Annotated in this window: 16 protein-coding genes, 1 tRNA gene and 1 pseudogene; 6 read left to right on the forward strand and 12 right to left on the reverse strand. The window is 69.6% G+C overall.

Going from position 1 to position 20,029, the window contains the following annotated elements; translation table 11 throughout:
* Positions 1-279: 279 nt before the first annotated feature.
* Positions 280-2,148, forward strand: a complete 1,869-nt coding sequence (locus MFF24_RS04360) for a sensor histidine kinase (protein ID WP_238222629.1) — start codon at positions 280-282, stop codon at positions 2,146-2,148.
* Positions 2,145-3,497 (forward strand): sigma-54-dependent transcriptional regulator, encoded by a 1,353-nt coding sequence (locus MFF24_RS04365; RefSeq protein WP_238222632.1) that lies wholly within the window; start codon positions 2,145-2,147, stop codon positions 3,495-3,497. The genes MFF24_RS04360 and MFF24_RS04365 overlap by 4 nt, the downstream gene beginning before the upstream one ends.
* A gap of 13 nt (positions 3,498-3,510) precedes the next feature.
* Here the strand turns inward: MFF24_RS04365 and MFF24_RS04370 are convergent, their stop codons facing one another.
* The 8 genes and pseudogenes from MFF24_RS04370 to MFF24_RS04405 all read right to left on the reverse strand — a co-directional run bounded on the left by MFF24_RS04370 (position 3,511) and on the right by MFF24_RS04405 (position 13,444).
* Positions 3,511-4,572 carry a GGDEF domain-containing protein gene (locus MFF24_RS04370; RefSeq protein ID WP_231342997.1) on the reverse strand — a complete coding sequence of 354 codons (1,062 nt, stop codon included), beginning with the start codon at positions 4,570-4,572 and terminating at the stop codon, positions 3,511-3,513.
* A 141-nt stretch (positions 4,573-4,713) separates the two neighbouring features.
* Positions 4,714-7,713, reverse strand: a pseudogene (locus tag MFF24_RS04375) (bifunctional diguanylate cyclase/phosphodiesterase).
* Positions 7,714-8,065: 352 nt separating this feature from the next.
* Positions 8,066-9,538 (reverse strand): Asp-tRNA(Asn)/Glu-tRNA(Gln) amidotransferase subunit GatB, encoded by a 1,473-nt coding sequence (gatB, locus tag MFF24_RS04380; protein WP_238222634.1) that lies wholly within the window; start codon positions 9,536-9,538, stop codon positions 8,066-8,068.
* A 74-nt stretch (positions 9,539-9,612) separates the two neighbouring features.
* Positions 9,613-10,395 carry a class I SAM-dependent methyltransferase gene (locus tag MFF24_RS04385; protein ID WP_238222637.1) on the reverse strand — a complete coding sequence of 261 codons (783 nt, stop codon included), beginning with the start codon at positions 10,393-10,395 and terminating at the stop codon, positions 9,613-9,615.
* A 27-nt stretch (positions 10,396-10,422) separates the two neighbouring features.
* Positions 10,423-11,310 carry a cation diffusion facilitator family transporter gene (locus MFF24_RS04390; RefSeq protein WP_238222639.1) on the reverse strand — a complete coding sequence of 296 codons (888 nt, stop codon included), beginning with the start codon at positions 11,308-11,310 and terminating at the stop codon, positions 10,423-10,425.
* 73 nt (positions 11,311-11,383) lie between these two features.
* Positions 11,384-11,635 (reverse strand): hypothetical protein, encoded by a 252-nt coding sequence (locus MFF24_RS04395; protein ID WP_108940902.1) that lies wholly within the window; start codon positions 11,633-11,635, stop codon positions 11,384-11,386.
* A 33-nt stretch (positions 11,636-11,668) separates the two neighbouring features.
* On the reverse strand, positions 11,669-11,917 hold the full coding sequence (locus MFF24_RS04400) for a hypothetical protein (RefSeq protein ID WP_238222641.1): 249 nt from the start codon (positions 11,915-11,917) through the stop codon (positions 11,669-11,671).
* A gap of 66 nt (positions 11,918-11,983) precedes the next feature.
* Positions 11,984-13,444 carry an FAD-dependent monooxygenase gene (locus MFF24_RS04405; RefSeq protein WP_238222645.1) on the reverse strand — a complete coding sequence of 487 codons (1,461 nt, stop codon included), beginning with the start codon at positions 13,442-13,444 and terminating at the stop codon, positions 11,984-11,986.
* Positions 13,445-13,547: 103 nt separating this feature from the next.
* Here MFF24_RS04405 and queA point away from each other — a divergent pair, with 103 nt between their 5' ends.
* Genes queA through tgt form a run of 3 tightly spaced genes read left to right on the forward strand, consistent with a single transcriptional unit; the run spans position 13,548 to position 16,611 of the window.
* Positions 13,548-14,636 carry a tRNA preQ1(34) S-adenosylmethionine ribosyltransferase-isomerase QueA gene (queA, locus tag MFF24_RS04410; RefSeq protein WP_238222652.1) on the forward strand — a complete coding sequence of 363 codons (1,089 nt, stop codon included), beginning with the start codon at positions 13,548-13,550 and terminating at the stop codon, positions 14,634-14,636.
* Entirely contained in the window at positions 14,633-15,451 is an 819-nt protein-coding gene (locus MFF24_RS04415; protein ID WP_238222654.1) for an aminoglycoside adenylyltransferase domain-containing protein, read from the forward strand. Before queA ends, MFF24_RS04415 begins: the two co-directional genes overlap by 4 nt.
* 20 nt (positions 15,452-15,471) lie before the next feature.
* On the forward strand, positions 15,472-16,611 hold the full coding sequence (tgt, locus tag MFF24_RS04420; RefSeq protein WP_238222656.1) for a tRNA guanosine(34) transglycosylase Tgt: 1,140 nt from the start codon (positions 15,472-15,474) through the stop codon (positions 16,609-16,611).
* A gap of 28 nt (positions 16,612-16,639) precedes the next feature.
* Here the strand turns inward: tgt and MFF24_RS04425 are convergent, their stop codons facing one another.
* On the reverse strand, positions 16,640-16,891 hold the full coding sequence (locus MFF24_RS04425) for a hypothetical protein (protein WP_108940907.1): 252 nt from the start codon (positions 16,889-16,891) through the stop codon (positions 16,640-16,642).
* Between the two features lie 194 nt (positions 16,892-17,085).
* Positions 17,086-18,192 (reverse strand): hypothetical protein, encoded by a 1,107-nt coding sequence (locus tag MFF24_RS04430; RefSeq protein WP_238222658.1) that lies wholly within the window; start codon positions 18,190-18,192, stop codon positions 17,086-17,088.
* A 130-nt stretch (positions 18,193-18,322) separates the two neighbouring features.
* Here MFF24_RS04430 and MFF24_RS04435 point away from each other — a divergent pair.
* Positions 18,323-18,398, forward strand: a tRNA-Lys gene (locus MFF24_RS04435).
* Positions 18,399-18,488: 90 nt separating this feature from the next.
* Here MFF24_RS04435 and MFF24_RS04440 read toward each other — a convergent pair.
* Together MFF24_RS04440 and MFF24_RS04445 are read right to left on the reverse strand one after the other, a co-directional pair.
* Positions 18,489-19,640, reverse strand: coding sequence for a site-specific integrase (locus MFF24_RS04440; RefSeq protein ID WP_238222661.1), 1,152 nt, complete (start codon positions 19,638-19,640; stop codon positions 18,489-18,491).
* 100 nt (positions 19,641-19,740) lie between these two features.
* On the reverse strand, positions 19,741-20,025 hold the full coding sequence (locus MFF24_RS04445; protein ID WP_238222663.1) for a hypothetical protein: 285 nt from the start codon (positions 20,023-20,025) through the stop codon (positions 19,741-19,743).
* Between the last annotated feature and the right edge of the window lie 4 nt (positions 20,026-20,029).

Raw genomic sequence — 20,029 nt, forward strand, 5'->3', positions numbered from 1 at the left:
TCGTCGGATCAGATCGCCGGGGCTCCCTCGGGAAATTTCCGGCGCCGTCCGCTCTTGCTTTTGGCCTCTCGGCACACAGCTCTGCGGTTAGCTCATGGCTGCGTTTCGAAGGGGGAATGGCAACCGGCATGCCAGTTCGAAAGTGCCGATAAATTTTTGTTAAACTCTTGAAATGAATGATATTTACAGATCAGCAGACAATTGCGCCCTCCGGCGCGTTGCGGTGATCCGCACACGAGGCTTCCGAGCGTTCCGAAATCTCGCACAGGCTTCCACGGTGTGATCGTCCCCGCCTCGCCCTCCTCGAAGGATTATCGCCGCGCACTCGTCGTGGTGGCTGGGCTGGCCGTCCTCATACTGACCGGCTGGCTCGGCGGACGGGTGGCGGAGCGGTGGGCACTGACCGATCTGCGTCGCTCGGCCTCTTCTTCGCTCGGGCTTCAGGTTGCGGCGTTCCGAGCCGAGATGCAGACGCAGAGTTCGCTGCCGCTCGCACTCGCCGCGGACCCCGAGATCGCCGGTGTCGTGGCACCGACACCGGAGCCCGGCCTCGTCGAGAGTGTGAACGCGCGCCTTGCGCAGATCGCCGAGGCGACCGGCGCGGCGGTGATCTACGTGATGCGTTCTGACGGCGTGACGGTCGCCGCGAGCAATGCGGGCGCGGAAAAGAGCTTCCTCGGCCGCAATTACGGGTTCCGGCCCTATTTCAGGAAGTCGATGCAGGACGGCGCCGGCTCGCAATTCGCCCTCGGCACGGTCAGCGGCCGACCGGGCTACTATCTGGCCCGCCGGCTGCCCAAGGACGACGGGGTCGTCGTCGTCAAGATCGAGTTCGATGCGGTCGAGGCCGCGTGGCGCACGAGCCGCGAGAGCGTGTTCGTCTCCGACCCGCGCGGCATCGTATTGGTGGCGAGCGACCCGACCTGGCGCTTCCGAGCCTTCCGTACCGTCGATGAGGCGGAGCGCCAGCGCATCCGCGAGGCGCTCGAATTCGGCGAGGCGCCGCTCCTGCCCCTGCCGGTCTACGCCACATCGGATGCCCCGGACGTCGTGCGGGTCGGCGGCGGAGCCAGACCGGCTTGGCCGGCGCTCATGCTCGACGCATCGATCCCCGGAACGGATTGGCGGCTCCACACCCTGACGCCCATCGCCACAGCGGTGCAGCGCGAGCGGGCCCAGGGCCGGGTCATCGCCCTGTTGGCGGCCGGCCTTGCCTGGGCCGGGCTCGCCACGCTCTGGGGGCGGCGACGCCGAATGCGGACACGGTTGGCCGAGGCCGCGACCCGGCGCGAGGAACTCGAAGTGCGGGTGGCCGAGCGCACCCACGCACTCAGCCAAGCCAACCGGCAGCTCCTCGCAGAGATCGAGGAGCGCCGCCGGGCCGAGGCCGAGCGCGAGCGTCTGGGCCGCGAACTGGCGCAGGCCGGGCGGCTGGCGGCCCTGGGGCAGTTCGCCGCCAGCATGGCCCACGAGATCAACCAGCCGCTCGCCGCGATCCGCTCCTATGCCGACAACACCGCGATCCTCGTGCGCCGCGGACGGATCGAGGACGCGGCGGAGAACGTCTCGGCCATCGGCCGCCTGACGGAGCGCATCGGAACCCTGACGCGCCAGCTCAAGGGCTTCGCCCGCCGCGCCTCGGGCCGGCGCGAGCCGGTGCGCCTCTGCGATATCCTGCGCGGAAGCCTCGAAGTGGTCTCCCTGCGCGCGGCGCAGTCCGGCATCGCCCTCGACGTCCCGTCGCCTGCACCCGATCTCGCCGTGCTCGGCGACGGTCCGCGCCTGGAGCAGGTCGTCGTCAACCTCCTTCAGAACGCGCTCGACGCGGTGACCGGACGGGCCGAGCCATGGGTCGCCGTGCGCATCGAGGAGACGGGCGAGCGGATCGCCGTCGAGGTCGCCGACAACGGGCCGGGCATCCCGGAGGCGGACCGGGCGCAGGTGTTCGATCCGTTCTTCACCACGAAATCCGAAGGGCTCGGGCTCGGTTTGGCGATCTGCCGCGGCATCGTCGAGGAATGCGGCGGGACGCTCGGCCTGCGCTCGGGCACCGACGGCACGACGTTCCGAATGGAGCTGACACGCGCCGCCGTCCCGCCGGATGCGGCGCAGGACGAAAGCCCGGCCGCGAGCCTGGAGGCCATATGAGCAGCGAGCCGAACGACACGTCCGAGCGGGTCGTCTTTATCGACGACGAGGAGGACGTGCGGCGTGCCAACCGGCAGAGTCTGGAACTCGACGGCTTCCGGGTCGAGACCTTCGAGGCGGCCGAGCCCGCGCTGGCGGCGATCCGGGCCGAGCCGCCGGGCGCGGTCGTCACCGACGTGCGCCTGCCGGGCATCGACGGGCGCGCCCTGTTCGAGCGGATCCGTGCCATGGACGCGGATCTGCCGGTGATCCTCATCACCGGCCACGGCGACATCTCGATGGCGGTGGCGGCGATGCGCGCGGGCGCCTACGATTTCCTGGCCAAGCCCTATCCGGCCGAGGCGCTGATGGGCTCGGTGCGCCGCGCCCTCGATCGTCGCCGCCTCGTTCTGGAGAATCGCAGGCTCAACGCCCGGCTCGACGCAGCGATCGAGGAGGACCCCGCCTTCCTCGGCATCTCGCCGGAGATCGTCGCCCTGCGCCGCCTCGTACGCGATGTGGCGGGGGCCGACGTCGACGTGCTCGTGCTCGGCGAGACCGGCTCCGGCAAGGAGGTGGTGGCCAACGCCCTGCACCGCTGGAGCCGCCGCGCATCGAAGAACTTCGTCGCGATGAATTGCGGCGCGCTGCCCGACAGCGTGGTGGAGAGCGAGCTGTTCGGCCACGAGGCCGGCGCCTTCACGGGGGCGCTCAAGCGCCGGGTCGGGCGCATCGAGCACGCGCAGGGCGGCACGCTGTTCCTCGACGAGATCGAGAGCATGCCGCTGGCCCTGCAGGTGAAGCTGCTGCGGGTGCTGCAGGAGCGGGTGGTGGAGCCGCTGGGCACCAACGAGCGGCGCCCGGTCGACATGCGGGTGGTCTCGGCCACCAAGGTCGATCTCGGCCAGGAGGCCGCCGCCGGCACCTTCCGCGACGATCTCTACCACCGGCTCAACGTCGTCACCGTCGTGATCCCGCCCCTGCGCGAGCGGCGCGAGGACATCCTGCTGCTGTTCCAGCACTTCCTGGCCCGCGCCGCCGCCCGGTTCGGACGCGAGGCGCCCCCCGTGACGGCGGCGATGCGCGACCACCTCCAGCGCCATACCTGGCCCGGCAACGTGCGCGAACTCGACCACTTCGCCGAGCGCTGCGCGCTGGGCCTGCCCGGACAGGCCGTCCCGGAGGCCTCTCCGACCACGGCGCTGAGCCTGTCGGAGCAGGTCGAGCGGTTCGAGCGCGGCCTGATCCGTGAGGAGCTGATCATGGCCGGCGGCGACGTGCGGCTGGCCGCGGAATCCCTCGGCGTCCCACGGAAAACCCTCTACGACAAGATCGCCCGCTACGGCCTCACGCCGACCGATTTCCGCTGATCGGCGGGGGCCGTCAGGCGACCGCCGCCTGCGGCGTCGGGCAGACGCGATCGCGGCCGGTCCGCTTGGCCTCGTAGAGCGCGCGGTCCGCCCGTTCGATCACGTCGCGGGCGGCCTCGCCTGGCCGGACCTGCGCGACGCCGGCCGAGATCGTCACCTGGGCCACGACGTCGCCGGATCCGCGCTTGACCAGCCGCTGGGCGCGCAGGCGGCCGCAGATCTCCTGCGCGAGCGCGACCGCGGCCCCGATGCCGGCCTCGCCCAGCACGATCGCGAACTCTTCGCCGCCGTAGCGCGCGGCGAGGTCGCGGTCGGTCGTCTTCTCGCTGAGGAGACGACCAACCAGCCGCAGCACCTGATCACCGAAGCGGTGGCCATGCCGGTCGTTGAGACCTTTGAAATGGTCGATATCGAGCAGGAGCAGGGAGAACGTACTGCCGGCATCCGACCGGGTTCGGGCGATCGAATCGCGCAGGAAGCGGTCGAAGGCCTTGCGATTGGCCAGCCCTGTCAGGGCATCGGTGGCCGCCTCGCGCCGCGTCTCGACGAGGTCCCGATGCAGCTTGGCAATGTGCCCGGCGGAGGTCGAGAGCTGCTCTTCGAGCAGCCGGTTGCGGCTCTGGGCCACCTCGGTCTCGCCGATCAGGGCGACGAGCGCCGTCATGAGTTCGTCGGCCGTCGGGCGGGCCGTGAGACGGCCGGACCAATGGGCCAGCACGTCGCCATATCCGGCCATCGCCTTCGAGCTGCCCGCGACCCGCTCCGCCAGCGCACCCGCCACCTCGGCCAGTTGGCCGACCCCGTCGAGCATGCGCGCCTCCGTCGAGGTTCCGGCAATGCAGGCGTCGTAGAGCGAGTTCGCCTGCTCCTCCGTCAGTGCGCCGCCGGGTGCGAGACAGGGGGCGAGACGTTCCGCGAGCGGCGGGTTGGCGCCGCTGAAGAAGGCGTGCAGCAGTTCGTAGTTCCGGGGGGAGGGCGTCAACCCGTGCCGGGCGAGGGCCTCCCAGGCGCTGCGAGCGGAGGCCCATGCCGGGTCGCGGCTGTCATCCGCCCGCTTCTGCACCTGTCCCGGCATCACCACTCAAGCCCGGCCAACGACGTATCGACCAGGCTGATACCCGTTTACTGTTAAATTTCAGTCTTGCGGCGCGTCGACCAACTTCTTTTTGCCAAGGACTTGCCCGGACGCCACACTCGATTGAGTACCGAAAACGGATCAGGCGACTGCCCGCCTCGTGACGAGGGCCCTGGCCTGCGGAGCCGGCACCGGCCTGCCGAGCAGAAAGCCCTGCGCCTCGGTGCAGCCCTTGCGCCGGACCCGCGCAAGCTGCTCCTCCGTCTCCACACCCTCGGCGGTGACGGTCATGCCGAGGCGCTCGCCCAGGCCGACCACGGCCCGGACCACCGCAGCCGCCTCAGGCTCGTCGATGTCGCGGATGAAGGAGCGATCGATCTTGATCTTGTCGAAGGGAAACCGGCACAGGTAGCTCAAGGATTAGTAGCCGGTGCCGAAATCGTCCAGCGCGATCCGCACGCCCATGCCGCGCAGGCGACGCAGGCAGCCGATGACGGCGTCCGAGTTCTGCATCAGCACGCTCTCGGTGATCTCCAGTTCCAGCCGTCCCGCCGGCAGGCCGGACGCGGCGAGCGCCCGCACCACGCTCTGCTCCAGTCCGGACTTGCGGAACTGCACCGCGGACACGTTGACGGCGACCCGCCACTCGCCGGGCCAACCGGCCGCCTCACGGCAGGCCTCGTGCAGCGCCCAGGCGCCGAGCTGCGTGATGAGGCCGGTCTCCTCGGCGAGCGGAATGAATTCACCCGGGGAGACCGGACCATGCACCGGATGCTCCCAGCGTAGCAGCGCCTCGAAGCCCTTCGGGGCACCGTCCGAGAGGCCGAAGATCGGCTGGTAATGCAGCGCGAATCCGCCGGAGCGGATCGACTCGCGCATATCGTTCTCCAGCATGTTGCGGGTCGCGACGGCGAGATCCATGCCGCTCTCGTAGAACCGAACCGTGTTGCGCCCGGAATCCTTTGCCCGATAGAGGGCGATGTCGGCATTCTTGAACAAGGTGTCGACGCCGTCGCCGTGCCTCGGCCAGATCGCGACACCGATGCTGACCCCGACGGTGGTGGCGTGGCCGTCGAGATCGATCGATCGGCCGACGGCCTCGATCAGCCGCCGGGCAATCGCAGCGATGCGCCGGGGCTCGCCCCGCCCCGGCATGATGATGGCGAATTCGTCACCGCCGAGCCGGGCGACCACGTCGCCCTCGTGCAAGACCTCGCGCAGGCGCCGGGCGACGATGCAGAGCAGGGCGTCGCCGGCGGGATGGCCGAAGGTGTCGTTGACCGCCTTGAAGCGGTCGAGGTCGCAGCACAGCACCGCCACCTGACCCGCGTTGCGCCGGGCCAGCGCGATCTCGCGGCTCAGCGTCTCTTGGAACAGCCGGCGGTTGGGCAGGCCGGTGAGCGCGTCGTGACGGGCCATGTGCTCGACCAGCGCCTGGGCGCGCTTGCGCTCGGTGGCGTCAGCGACGGTGCCCTCGATCCAGATCGGATGCCCCGCGGCGTCGCACACCACCCAGGCCGTCTCCGCGACCCAGATGCGCTCGCCGCCCGCGTGACGCCGAGCCTCGGAGACGAAGTCCTCGACGTGGCCTTCCTCGGTGAGACATTTCATGAAGGCCGCGTGCCGGCCCGGATCGACATACCAATCGTGGCTGAAATCCCCGAGCGGCCGCGTCGCGTCGCCGTAGCCGTGCAGTCGGGCGAGCGCCCGGTTGGCCTGCACGATGCCGCCGTCGAGCCTGGCGCGGTAGACGCCGATCACCGCGTTCTGGAACAGCGATTGGTAATCGGCCTCGGCCGAGCGCAGCGCCGCCTCGCTCTGCCGGCGCGCGGTGAGGTCGGTGTAGGTGCAGACCAGGCCGCCGGAGGCCATGGGCGCGAGCCGCGTCTCCAAGATCGTGCCGTTGGGGTGGGTTCCCTCGTAGCTCTGGACCTCGAGCGGGAAGTCGCCCTGCTCCATCGCCGTCCGAGTCTCGGGGAACGCGCCGCCCTGCGCCAGGTGGTGCCACACCGCCGTGAAGGAAGCTCCCTCGTGCAGGACGTCCCGCGACAGTTCGAGAAGGTCGCGGGCGCGCTGGTTGAGGACCTGGACCCGCTTGTCGGGACCGATCATCACGAGGCCCTGATCCATCGCCTCGAGGGTGGCACGCATCGCCTCGCCGGTCTCGCGCAGGCGCTGCTCGGAGAGAGCCAACTCGGTCACGTCGAGGCAGACGCCGAAGATCGAGACGAGCCGGCCCGCATCGTCGTGCTCTCCGACGCCGTGCACGGCCACCACCCGCACCGTGCCATCGGGACGCACGAGGCGGGAGCGATGCTCGTAGCCCCCGCCCAGCGTTTGGCTGCGCCCCGCAAGCGCCTCTTCGATCGCAGTCCGCACCCGCTCGAGATCGTCAGGATGATAGAAGCCGACATGCGTTTCGAGCGGCAGCATCGCGAGAGCGGCGTTGCGCCCGAAGATGCGGGCGATCCCGTCCGACCACGCGATGGTGCGGCTCGCGGCATCGATCCGCCAATGGCCGAAGGCGGCGATGTGCTCGGCCATGGCGTGGGAAGCCTCGATCGCGCGCAGCCGCGCCTCCCACTCGACCAGACGCAGCTCCGCATCCCGACGCTCGGCGGCCTCGGCCTCGGCGGCACGCCGGGCCTCGTCGAGCCAGAGATGGGCCTCGGCCACGAGCGCCAATTCGCGCAGCGCCTGCAACCGTTCGGGGCTGAGATCGTCCCGCGGCTCCCGGTCCATCAGGCAGAGCGTGCCGATGACACGGCCCGAGGTCGAGCCGATCGCGACCCCCGCGTAGAAGCGGGCATGAGTAGCACCGACGACGAGCGGGCTTTGATCGAAACGGTCATCGCGGGTCAGGTCCGGAACGACGAGCGACTGACCTCGCTGCCGCCGGATCGTGTGATTGCAGAAGGCGGCCTCGCGGTCGATGCCGTCGTCCTCGATGCCGTAGCGGGCCCGGAACCGGAAGCGATCCTCGTCCACCAGAGTGACCAACGCCATCGGGACCGCAAAGATTTCGGCGGCGGAGCGGCACAGGAGATCGAGTTCACCTGCCAATCCGGCCCCGGACGATGCGTGCCGTTCGGGTGCCACGGCTCCGCAGTCGGTGGGCGGCACCGGACGGCCTGCTGTCATCGCTCGACTTCCCCGCAAGCGCCTGACCGAACTGCGACGCCGTTGCGGTCAGTGAAATCCGATGAAGGATCTCAGCCTGAGGTTAAGGGCGCTTCACGAACTACACGACATCTACGGTTACGCACACCGAATACGACGCAAAGCGAACCCTTTCTCGAACAACATCAAAGCGGTCTGTGGTTTCGACACGGATTTGGGAAGGGATTTTTCCGCGATCCGATCTGGACGGACGAGATCAGCACACTCTTGCGCGAATTGCCTCGACGCCCATTCGCAAGTCGAGAGAAAACGCTCGGACCGATGCGAACGATCTTCGCTCACGTCGGCGCATCGGTCCGGTCGGAGCCTCGGCTCACTCGATGCCGAGCTTATCCTTGAGGAGGGCGTTGACCGCGGCTGGATTGGCCTTGCCGCCCGTCGCCTTCATGGTCTGGCCGACGAACCAGCCGAGCAGGGTTGGCTTGGCCTTGGCCTGCTCCACCTTGTCGGGGTTGGCGGCGATGATCGCGTCCACCGCCGCCTCGATGGCGCCGGTATCGGTTACCTGCTTCATGCCGCGGGCCTCGACGATCTCACGCGGATCGCCGCCCTCCGCCCAGACGATCTCGAACAGGTCCTTGGCGATCTTGCCCGAGATCACGCCCTCGCCGATCAGATCGACAATGCCGCCGAGCTGCTCGGCCGAGACCGGCGTGTCCTCAATGGTGCGGCCCTCCTTGTTGAGGCGGCCGAACAGCTCGTTGATGACCCAGTTTGCGGCAGCCTTGCCGTCGCGCCCGCGCGCCACCGCCTCGAAGTAGTCGGCAGAAGGACGCTCGGCCACGAGCACGCCGGCATCGTAGGCGCTGAGGCCGTAATCCTTGATGAAGCGCGCCTTCTTGGCGTCCGGGAGTTCCGGCAGGCCGGCGGCCAACGCGTCGACATAGGCCTGGTCGAATTCGAGCGGGAGCAGGTCGGGATCGGGGAAGTAGCGGTAGTCGTGCGCCTCCTCCTTTGAGCGCATCGAGCGAGTCTCGCCCTTGCCCGGATCGTAGAGACGCGTTTCCTGATCGATCTTGCCGCCATCCTCCAGGATTGCGATCTGCCGGCGCGCCTCGGTCTCGATCGCCTGACCGATGAAGCGGATCGAGTTGACGTTCTTGATCTCGCAGCGCGTGCCGAGCGGCTCGCCGGGGCGGCGCACCGAGACGTTCACGTCGGCGCGAAGGTTGCCCTTCTCCATGTCGCCGTCGCAGGTGCCAAGGTAGCGCAGGATCGTGCGCAGCTTGGTCACATAGGCCTTGGCCTCCTCCGACGAGCGGAGATCGGGGCGCGAGACGATCTCCATCAGCGCCACGCCGGAGCGGTTGAGATCGACGAAGCTCTTGGTCGGGTCCTGATCGTGCAGGGATTTGCCGGCATCCTGCTCCAGGTGCAGCCGCTCGATGCCGACGGTGATCGACTCGCCCTCGGGCAGATCGACCAGTACCTCGCCCTCGCCGACGATCGGGTCCTTGTACTGCGAGATCTGGTAGCCCTGCGGCAGGTCCGGGTAGAAGTAGTTCTTCCGGTCGAACACCGAGCGGTGATGGATCTTCGCCCTCAAACCGAGGCCGGTGCGCACGGCCTGGGCGACGCATTCCTCGTTGATGACGGGCAGCATGCCGGGCATGGCCGCATCGACCAGCGAGACGTGGTCGTTGGGCTCGCCGCCGAAGGCGGTCGAGGCGCCGGAGAACAGCTTGGAGCGGCTCGTGACCTGGGCGTGGATCTCCATACCGATCACGACCTCCCAGTCGTGCAGGCCGCCCTTGATGAGCTTCTTCGGATCGACGCGCTCGGTCATTCTCTTCGACTTCGGTGCCGGCGCCGTCGGATCGGCGCCTGTGTCAGGTGTGTAGGGAGCTCGTACCGGACGGGTCAAGCGGGCGCAGCGGCCGACGGTCGCCAGGCCGCGAGCGTCACGGCCGGGCCGTTCACGAAGTCCGGGGCGTCGGTGATCACCTTCGTCTCGGTCAGCCCGTGATGGGCGAGCACCCGGATCAGGTCAGGCAGTTCGATCCAGCGGGTCTTGCCCTGGTTGCCGCCCCAGAAGGTGGCGAGCCCCCGGTCGCGATAGGTCAGCTCGTGCAGGGTGAGGCGCTGTCCCTCGTGCTCGACGGCGCGCGGCACGTGCCGCTTCAGGCGGGGCTGCGACGCGTAGTAATGCGTCCAGAGGAACAGCCGGTCGGAGCGGGCGGCGGCGAGCCGGATCAGTTCGAGCGGATCGAACATGTGGTAGAGGATGCCGCAGGCGAAGATCAGGTCGTAGCGCGGCCCCGGTGCGGCCAGATGCTGGCTGACATCGCCGAGCAGGAAGGTCGAGCGGGAAAGCCCGGCGATGTTCTTGACGACGAGCGACTTGAGGAAGGCTTCCGAGTTCGATTCCACCGCTGTGACGCTGTTGGCGCCAAGCGCTTCGAGCTGGCAGGTATGGGCGCCTTCGAGCGGCCCGAGTTCGAGGATGTCGTAGCCGTCGAAGCGCCCATCGCGGCCCAAGACCTCCGCCGCCTGCCGCGGACGCGGATCGGCGTGGAAGCCGGGCAGGCCGCCGCCGACCGGTAGGTCGGGAACGAGTTCGCTGAGATCGCTCGCCCAGCGCCCCTCGAACAGGTCGTAGGCGTTGCGGTGGCTCGGCGTCGAGGTGAGGAAGACCCGCTTCATGAGAAGCCCTATAGCCGGGCGACGATCTCAAATCACCGGCACACCGCGGCCCTTGGCCTGATCGTTCGGCTCGACGTGGATCACCACCACCGCGCCCTCGATCTCCGCCTCGATGACTTCCTCCAGGCGGTCGCAGATGGCGTGGGACTGGAACACCGTCATCTCGCCCGGCACGACGAGGTGGAAGTCGATGAAGGTGGCGCTGCCGGCGTGGCGGGTGCGCACGTCGTGCGCCTCCAGCGCCCCCTCGCTATGCGCCGAGATCAGGCCGCGGATGCGGGTGACCATCTCGGGCGAGGCCGCCTGATCCATCAGACCGTTGATCGAATCGCGCACCATGGTCCATCCCGACCACAGGATGTTGAGGGCGACCAAACCCGCCACGATCGGATCGAGCGCCAGAGTTCCGGTGGCGAGGACGAGCCCGAGGCCGATGAGCACGCCGCCCGACGTCACCACGTCGGCGAGGATATGGCGTGCGTCGGCGATGAGGGCGGGCGAGCGCAGCCGCCGGCCGCGCCGGAACAGCAGCATCGCCCAGACCGCGTTGATCACGGTGGCGACGGCGTTGACGGCGAGACCCAGCGCCGGCGCGTCGAGCGGCTTCGGGTCGAGAATGCCGAAATAGGCCTCGCGCAGGATCAGCAGGGCGGCGACGATGACGAGCGCCCCCTCGATCACCGCGGAGAAGTACTCGGCCTTGTGGTGGCCGTAGGGGTGATCCTCGTCGGCCGGCTGCGCGGCGACGCGCACGGCCAGGAAGGCGCAAGCCGCGGCCACAACGTTGATGATGCTCTCCAGCGCATCGGAATAGAGCGCGAGGCTGCCGGTGAGCCAGTAGGCTGAAAATTTCAGCGCGGTGACAAGCACGCCGACGGCGGCGCTCGCCAGGGCGGCCTTCTCGGTTCCGGTCATGCGACTTCGGGGGCGGGGAGGGGACAGCCCCGCCCTTACGATCCGCGCCCCCCGGAAGGCCACGGCAAAGGTTTTAGCTCGGGCTATCGTCATCCGAGGCCGCCACCTGCACGGTGGCGGGGAGGCGACCGCGGGCGACCTCCTTCGCGCGGGCGCGCTCGGCCTTCTCAAGAGCCCGCTGTGCCTTGCGGGCATAGAGGCGGGCGATCCAGCCGAAGCTCGCCCGCGCCGACAATTCGTCGAACCGGGCCGCCTCCCGTTCCCAGTAGCGCATGAGCTGCGCATCGAGCGTCTCGTGCGGCGGCTTCCTGCCGGTCTCGGTCATGGCGAAGGCATCCTCGGGGGCCGGTGGCGCGCGTCAGGCGTTCGGTGCGGGCGGCGCATCGGTCTCTTCCACCACCAGAGCCTCCGCGTCGCCCCGGAAGCTGCCGAGCCCGACATCGCCGGTGGGGTGGCCCGGCGTGCCGAAGGGCTCGCTCGGATAGGCCTCCTCGAAGCGGCGGCGGGCGTCGTCTGCACTCTCCGCCTTGAGGCTGATCCGCGGCGTCTGGGGCAGGGGCCAGCGCGGGTCGGCGGGATCGCGCGGGCGGACGGCGTACCATCTCATCGTGGGCATTGTCCTGCGTTGAACAGAGGTTCCAACGCGCAGCCAGGCCTCCCGGCTGCACGCCGCTCAAGCCGTTCCGATTTCCTTCAGGTAGTGCTCGGCAGCCGTCCAATCGGCCGCGCCGGCGGCGAGGCCGACATAGCCGTCGGGGCGTACGAGATGCAGGCGCCCCGGCTCCGGATTGTCTCGCGGGGTGGGCTGGATCAGACCGGGGAAACGGGCGGCGAGCGCCGTCCCGCGCTCTGCATCCGCGGCGTAGAGAACGAAGCGCGGGTCGGCGCCTGCACCGGGCGGGGACCCGGCCGCATCCTCCTGCCGCCAGCGCCGGCCGGCACCCGGCCCGACCGAGAGTGGGGAGGCGGGATAGCCGATCTCGATCTCGCTCATCGTCGCCGCCATCCGCCGCCGCACCGCCGGAAAGCCGAGAAGAAACCGCAGCGCGGCGTTGCGGACAGCCTGCGCAACGGGGTTGGCGAGCGTCGCCATGGCGGTCAGCCGCCCTGCATTGCGCAGAACCATCTCGCCAACGGCGTTGCGCTCCGGGCTGTAGCTGTCGAGGAGGGTGGGGGCGGCCGCCCCGTGCCGCACCAGAGCGAGCTTCCAGGCGAGGTTCACCGCGTCCTGCATGCCGGTGTTCATGCCCTGTCCGCCGGCCGGGCTGTGGATATGCGCGGCATCCCCCACCAGGAACACGCGGCCGCGGCCATATTCCGAGACCTTGCGCTCGTTGATGCGGAAACGGCTGAGCCAGACCGGATCGGAGACGCGGATGCCGGGCCCGGCGCGACTCTCGACCAGGGCTTGCACCTCGGAAAGCGTCGGGTCGGGCTTCGGCCGCCCGTCCGCCCTCCCGACCGTGGCGACGACGCGAGCCCGTCCGCCGGGGATCGGGAAGATCACGAACGGCCCGTCCCGGTGAAGATAGACCGCGATCCTGTCGCCCGGCGGGGCCTCCGCTCCGTCGAGGCGGATGTCGGCCAACAGCCAGTCGTCGCCCTGCGCGGAGCCGCGGAAGGGCAGGCCGAGCCCGTGGCGCACGGCGCTGTGGGCGCCGTCGCAGCCGATCAGGTAGGGCGTCTCCACCGTCTCCTGCCGTCCGTCCGCATGCGAGAGCCGCGCCTCCACCCCGTTCGGCGTCGGAGAGAAGGCGAGAAGCTCGACCTCCCGCTCGACCGCGATCCCGAAGGTCCGCAGATGCTCGGCGAGCAAGCGCTCGGTGTCGCTCTGCGGGATCATCAGCCCGAAGGCGTAGGGACTGGCGATGTCGGTGAAGTCGGGACCACCGAGCACTTGGCCGCCGCCGCGCAGGGTCGCGCCGCGGGCGCGCAGGCCCGCCGCGAGGAAGGCCTCGGTGCAGCCCATCCGGTCCATGAGTTCGAGGGTGCGCGACCAGACGACGAGGGCCTTGGAGGTCTGTGTCGCTTGGGGCGCGCGATCGATCAGCCGGACGCTGATACGATAGCGCGCCAGCTCGCAGGCGAGCGTCAGGCCCACCGGCCCGGCACCGACGATCAGGACCTCGTTCATCCGCCCTGCCATCCACCCTGTCTCCAGGGTGATGCTGCTCCCGGCCGCTGCCGGGATCAATCCGGCATTTGCGTCGCGCGCCCATCCGTGCTGATGCGCTGCGATGCGCGTGGACCTGTTCGATTTCGAGTTGCCGGAGGCTGCGATCGCCCTGCGGCCGGCGAGCCCGCGCGACGCGAGCCGCCTGCTCGTGGTGCGCCCCGGCGCTCCCCTGGCGGATCGCGGCGTGCGCGACCTGCCGGCTCTGCTCGAGCCCGGCGATGCCCTCGTCTTCAACGACACGCGGGTGATCCCGGCCCGCCTCTCCGGCATCCGCCACCGGGCGGGCGGTTCGGGGCAACGCTGCGAGGCGATGCTGCATCTGCGCGAGGCGCCCGACCGCTGGCGCGCCTTCGCCCGGCCCGCCAAGCGCCTCGCCCCCGGGGACCGCATCCGCTTCGGCGGCGAGGGAGCCAGTGAAGTCTGCGCCCTCTCCGGGCTCGATGCCACGGTCGAGGAGCGGGACGAGGGTGGCGAGATCCTGCTGCGCTTCGACCTCTCCGGGCCGGCGCTCGACGAGGCCATCGCCGGGCTCGGCGCCCTGCCGCTGCCCCCCTACATCGCTGGTAAGCGGCCGACCGACGCGCAGGACACGACCGACTACCAGACCGTCTACGCCCGCGAGCCCGGCGCGGTCGCCGCCCCCACCGCCGGGCTGCACTTTTCCGATGCGCTGCTCGCCAGCGTCGACGCGGCGGGGATCGAGCGGGTCCACGTGACCCTGCATGTCGGGGCCGGCACGTTCCTGCCCGTGAAGGCGGACGACACCGAGGCCCACCGGATGCATGCCGAGATCGGCCTTCTCGACGCGGCCACCGCCGCGCGGCTCAACGCGGTGCGGGCACGGGGCAACCGGATCGTCGCGGTGGGCACCACCGCTCTGCGGCTCTTGGAGAGCGCGGCCGGACCGGACGGCACGATCCACCCGTTCTCGGGGGCCACCGACATCTTCATCACGCCGGGCTACCGCTTCCGCGCGGTCGATGCCCTGGTGACGAACTTCCACCTGCCGCGCTCGACCCTGTTCATGCTGGTCTCGGCCTTCTCCGGCCTCGACACCATGCGCGCGGCCTACGCCCATGCGATCGCCTCCGGCTACCGCTTCTACTCATACGGCGACGCCAGCCTGCTGTTCCCGGAGCGCCTCCCATGAGCAGCCGGCGCCCGCCGCTGCGGGTCGATGTCGCCCGTACCGTCGACCGCTTCCTCGGCCTGATGGCGCGCGAGGGCGGGCCGCGACTGCGCGGGCTCTACCTCGTCGGCTCGGTCGCGCTCGGGGATTTCCGCTCCGGTCGCAGCAACATCGATTTCGTCGCGCTCCTCGAAGAAGCGCCAGGTGACGCGGAGACGGACGCGCTGGCACGGGTCCACGCCGCCCTGGCGCAAACCGACGGACCACCCTTCGACGGGTTCTATCTGCCGATCGAGGCCCTGCGGCGGGCGCCGGAACCGGGCGTCGTGGTGCCCTTCAGCGCTGACGGCGAACTGCGGACCGGCGAGCCCTGCGGCGAGATCAATCCGCTGGTGTGGCGCTGTCTCGCCCGCGCCAGCCGGCCGATCCTCGGCGCCACCCCCGCTGCCCTCGGCATCGCCGACGAGGATGCGCCGCTGCACGCGCATTGCCGCGCCGTACTCGACGGGTCGTGGCGCCCCTGGATCGCACGATCCGAAGCCGCCCTCGCGGAAACCGTTCCGGACGCGGAATGCGACGCGGCCGCCCTCGAACACGGCGTTCTCGGCGTGAGCCGCCTCGTCTGCACCCTTGCCACCGGGCGCGTCGTCTCGAAGCGCGAGGGCGGCCGCTTCGTGCTCGACCGGCTGCCGGAGGCGCATCGAGGGGCGGTGTGGGACGCGCTCGACGCCCGCGACGACAGGCTGGAGCACGTCTCCCCGGCGCAGATGCGCGCCGGCCTCGGCACGATGCGTTTCCTGATCGACGGCGCCCTGGGCTATCAGGCCGGCGCATAAGGCCCCACAGTCCCGGACCGATGACAGACCCGCTCGACTTCTCCTTCACCGTCGCCGCCACCGACGGGCAGGCCCGCACGGGCCACATTTCCATGCCGCGTGGAACCATCCGCACGCCGGCCTTCATGCCGGTGGGCACGGCCGCGACCGTTAAGGCGATGTACGCGGACCAGGTGCGCGACCTCGGCGCCGACGTGGTGCTCGGCAACACCTATCACCTGATGCTGCGCCCCGGCGCCGAGCGGATGGCACGGTTGGGGGGCCTCCACCGCTTCATGCGCTGGGACGGCCCGATCCTCACCGATTCCGGCGGCTTCCAGGTGATGTCGCTCTCGGCGCTTCGAAAGATCGACGAGGAGGGCGTGACCTTCCGCTCCCACATCGACGGCACCGCCCACCGGATGAGCCCGGAGCGCTCGATCGAGATCCAGGGCCTGCTCGGCTCCGACATCCAGATGCAGCTCGATGAATGCGTGCGCCTGCCGGCCGAGCGGGCGGAGATCGAGAAGGCGATGCACCTGTCGCTGCGCTGGGCCGAGCGCTGCCGCGTCGCCTTCGGCGAGCAGCCGGGCAAGGCGCTGTTCGGCATCGTTCAGGGCGGCGACATACCAGAGCTGCGGGTCGAGAGCGCGCGGGCTCTGACCGACCTCGATCTCAAGGGCTACGCCATCGGCGGCCTCGCCGTCGGCGAGCCGCAGGCGGTGATGCTCGCGATGATCGAGACCGTGGAGCCGCACCTGCCGTCTGCCAAGCCGCGCTATCTCATGGGGGTGGGCACCCCCGACGACCTGATGCAATCGGTGATGCGCGGCATCGACATGTTCGATTGCGTGATGCCGACCCGGGCCGGCCGCCACGGCCTCGCCTATACGCGGCACGGCCGGATCAACCTGCGCAACGCCCGCCACGCCGAGGACACCCGGCCGCTGGACGAGGCCTCGGACTGCCCGGCGGCTCGGGACTATTCCCGCGCCTATCTCCACCACCTCGTCCGCTCGGACGAGATTTTGGGGATGATGCTGCTGACCTGGAACAACCTCGCCTACTATCAGGCGCTGATGGCCGGCATGCGCGCGGCGATTGCGGCCGGGCGGCTCGCCGACTTCGTGGCCGAGACCAAGGACGGCTGGGCGAGGGCCGAGGCCGCCGCGAAGGGCTGACGGCCTTGAGACGAGCCCGTCACCGGCCTCAGCGGAGGTCGGCGCGCTTCTGGGCCTTGTTGTAGCTGGTGATCGCCGCCTGGCAGTTCGGCGAGAGCTTGGCCTTGTTCTGCTTGAAGCAGGCGCGCACCTCGGCGCTGTCAGGCGCGAACTCGCCGCAATAGCTCAGGTAATCCCCGGTGCAGTACTGCCGCAGGGCCTCGCGATCGGCCGGTGCCGCCGGGCCGGCAAGCGCGGCGCTGGTGGTGATCATCAGGGCGATGGCTGTGCGTACGATCATGGAACTCTCTACCGACTCCGACATCACGGCTCCCGCCCGCCCTCGAAAGGCAGGGCGCGAGAATGACCCGGCATGGCCGGGCCGCCGGGTGTAGACCCTGCCGATCGGGCGAGAGTGCGGCCGGCATGTGGCAGGCCCTTTGGCAGGCCAAGCCCCTCATCTGCCACAGAGAACCTCCCGTTCGCGGTCGCGGTTCACCGGCTTTCGGGCAAACGTCGCGTCTCGGTCCGCGCCTCCGGCGCATGCGCCAGAACCCGGTAGGCGCCTTCGGGATCATCGCGCCCGCTCGCCTGCGCCGCCTTCAGACCCGCCACGATCCGCGCCGCGACCGGCAGGCGGTAATGCAGCGGATCCCAGTAGTTCGTGTCCTGCGTCGTGATCGGGGAGGGGATGCGGAAATCGACCACGGTCGCCCCGCGGCCCGCGCCGATCCGCGTCACCTGCGCCTTGCACGCGGCCTCGCGCGCCGCTTCGGGCGAACCCGGCGCACCTTGCTGCGAGACATGGACCGGTGGAAACACCACGAGTTTCCTGGTTTCGGCCGGCGCCTGCGCCAGGAGCGCGTCGAGCCAGCCGAGCGCCGGCATCGGCGCCGCGGCGGGCGTCGGCCGATAACCCGGCTCGGCCTCGGCGGCGGCGTGGATCGCCTGGGCCACGCGGAGATGCGCCTGCGCCCGCGCCGCGTCGTAGAGCCCCTCCGGCGGGGTGAAGACCGCGTAGCCGTTCGCTGCCAGCCGCGCGCGGGCGAGCCCGAGCCGGTACAGCGCGCCCTCGGCGGCGGTGCCGAGGCTCTGCCAGTTCACCTGTCGCACCGCGTCCCACAGGGTGACGGGCTGGTAGAGCCAGGCGGGAAAAGCGCGAAACGTCAGGCGACGCTCGTCCGCATTCGGCTCGCACCAGGTCGGATCGATGCCGAACACGAGCGTCGTCGGCCGCTCGTGGCGGAGATAAAGCCGGGCCAGCTCGCTCTGCTCGTAGGGCGTCGCCGCGTTCATCGACAAATTGGCGAAGCGTCCGCCGAAGGCGCGACCGAGATCGGCCGGGTCGAGCAGGCGCAGGGTCGAGGTGCCGAACACCGCCGCGTCGTAGGCGCCGCTGCGCGCGACCTGCGGATACATGAAGCGCTGGTTGCCATCCATCAGCGGCCCCTGCGCCCGGCCGGGGCCGGCCCGCAATCCGTAAGGATCGAGGGCGGCGATTAGGCCGATGCAGGCCAGGCCCGCCAGGGCCATCACGCTCAGGAACAGCAGGACGAAGCGCCGCCATTCCGGCGGCGAGCCCGCCGGGTTCGCACTCGTCATCGGCTCACGTATCGACTCAACGGTTGGCGGCGCACCGAGCCGTGTTGACCCTCCCGCCCCGACCCCCTATTGCGAGCCCCACGCCCCGAGCGCAACCGGCCCGCCCTGCGGCGCCCTGCGAGCCGGGTGCGAGCGCGTAGCTCAGTTGGTAGAGCAACGGACTTTTAATCTGTAGGTCCTGGGTTCGAGTCCCAGCGCGCTCACCATCCATCCCATTGCTCCTGCTGAGTTATTTCGCTGGGGCCGTTCTCCAAATCAGGCGGCGGTTTCCAATCTAGCACGCCCGGTTTCCAAACTCACGCGGTGATGGGCTTGTCGAGAGCCTTTCCGAACAGCCGTTTACGGGTCTCGGACCAGCCGGTTTCCATCTTCGCGGTGCCACTGCGCGAGAGGATGCGCTTGTTCACGTCCTTGGCGTAGTGACGGACCATCTGCTCCGACATTTCCACGATGGCCGAGACCTCGGCCTCAGTGCAGCCAACCTCAAGCAGCGTGTTGACGGCGTTCTTCCGCAGGCCGTGGAAGACGAGGCCCGCATCGCGGATGCGGGCCATCGCCGCTTTCTTCGCTGGCGAGGCCGTCGTCGGCTGCCCCTTGGCGTTCACGGAGGTCATCTCGCGCTGCCAAGCCGTGCGGTAGCCCGCCAGCGTCCAGGGCTGACCGTCCTCGCGCAGATGAAGGGCTGCGCTATCGCCGGGAGCGAGGCGTGTGATGATGTCGGCGTACTCGGAATGCACCGGGCGCCAAACCTTCTTGCCGGTTTTCCGCGCGATCAGGCTGATTTCGCCACCGGCTGGGCGAAGCATCGGGATCACGTCGATTGATCTCTGGCCCGTGTAGAAGGCCGATAGCACGGGCAGATGCAGGCTCGGGCGAGCGTGCTCAAGGAACATCTCGAACGCCCAATCCGGCCAGGGTTCGTGCGGATTGGCCTCGTGCTCGACCTTCTCCGTGGACTTGGCGACGTTGTGCTCGCTGTACCCGCGCGGGATGCCGAACTTGATCAGGCGCGACAGCACGGCTCGGAAATAGCGGGCCACGGTAGGCGCGTGCTGAAACGAGTCGATCGCTCGTTGCACATCGGGCGAGCGGATCTCAACGACCGGCGCCTCGCCCCAGCGTTCCTCGATCTTCCGCAGATGCGTGTCATAGTCGCGCTTTGTGAGGTCGCTCAGATCCTTGTAGGCGGAATGCCCCCGGTACTCAGCGATCAGTGCGGCGAACGTTTTGCGCTCGGATGCGTCCCCGAGCCGGTCTTTCTCGGCGGCGGCTCGCAAGGCAGCGACGAATGTCTCGTCCCCTCGCGCGCCGGGCGGCGGCAGCGGGTAGCGAATACCGGTCGAGCCCAGCCATTCCCATCGCCAGCCGTCCACCGTGACCGTCGCCTCCACGTCGCGCAGCAGATCGCACAGGCTCCAGAACTCGCTAGAGGTCGGGGTGTCGGCCAAGGCGATGCGCGGCCACGCCCGATCCGTGTTCCGGTAGCGCTCGTAATAGAAAAACACGCGCCCGTTCGGCTTGCGGTAACGCTTCACGTACTGCGGAAGGTCAACCATTCCGCTGGCGCTCCTCGGCCTCGGCAAAGCGCGCTCCCCAATCCGTCCGCGGGCGCGCAATGTCTGCGGCAGGCTGGGTCGGCGTCAATTCCGGATAGAGGTCGGGCCGCTGGCGCTTCCGCCACCGATCAACCGCCTCGATATCGTACATCCCGGTTGTCTCGTCCGGCAGCGGAAAGCCGCGAGCGTAGAGCTTCCGAGCGCAGGCCGCGAACTGAGCCTCCGTCAGGCACAGCCGACGAGCGATCTTGTCGGCAGGCGCATAGGCTGGGTCCATTCGG

Source organism: Methylorubrum aminovorans (assembly GCF_022179725.1).
In the GTDB taxonomy this organism is placed as follows: Bacteria; Pseudomonadota; Alphaproteobacteria; order Rhizobiales; family Beijerinckiaceae; genus Methylobacterium; species Methylobacterium aminovorans.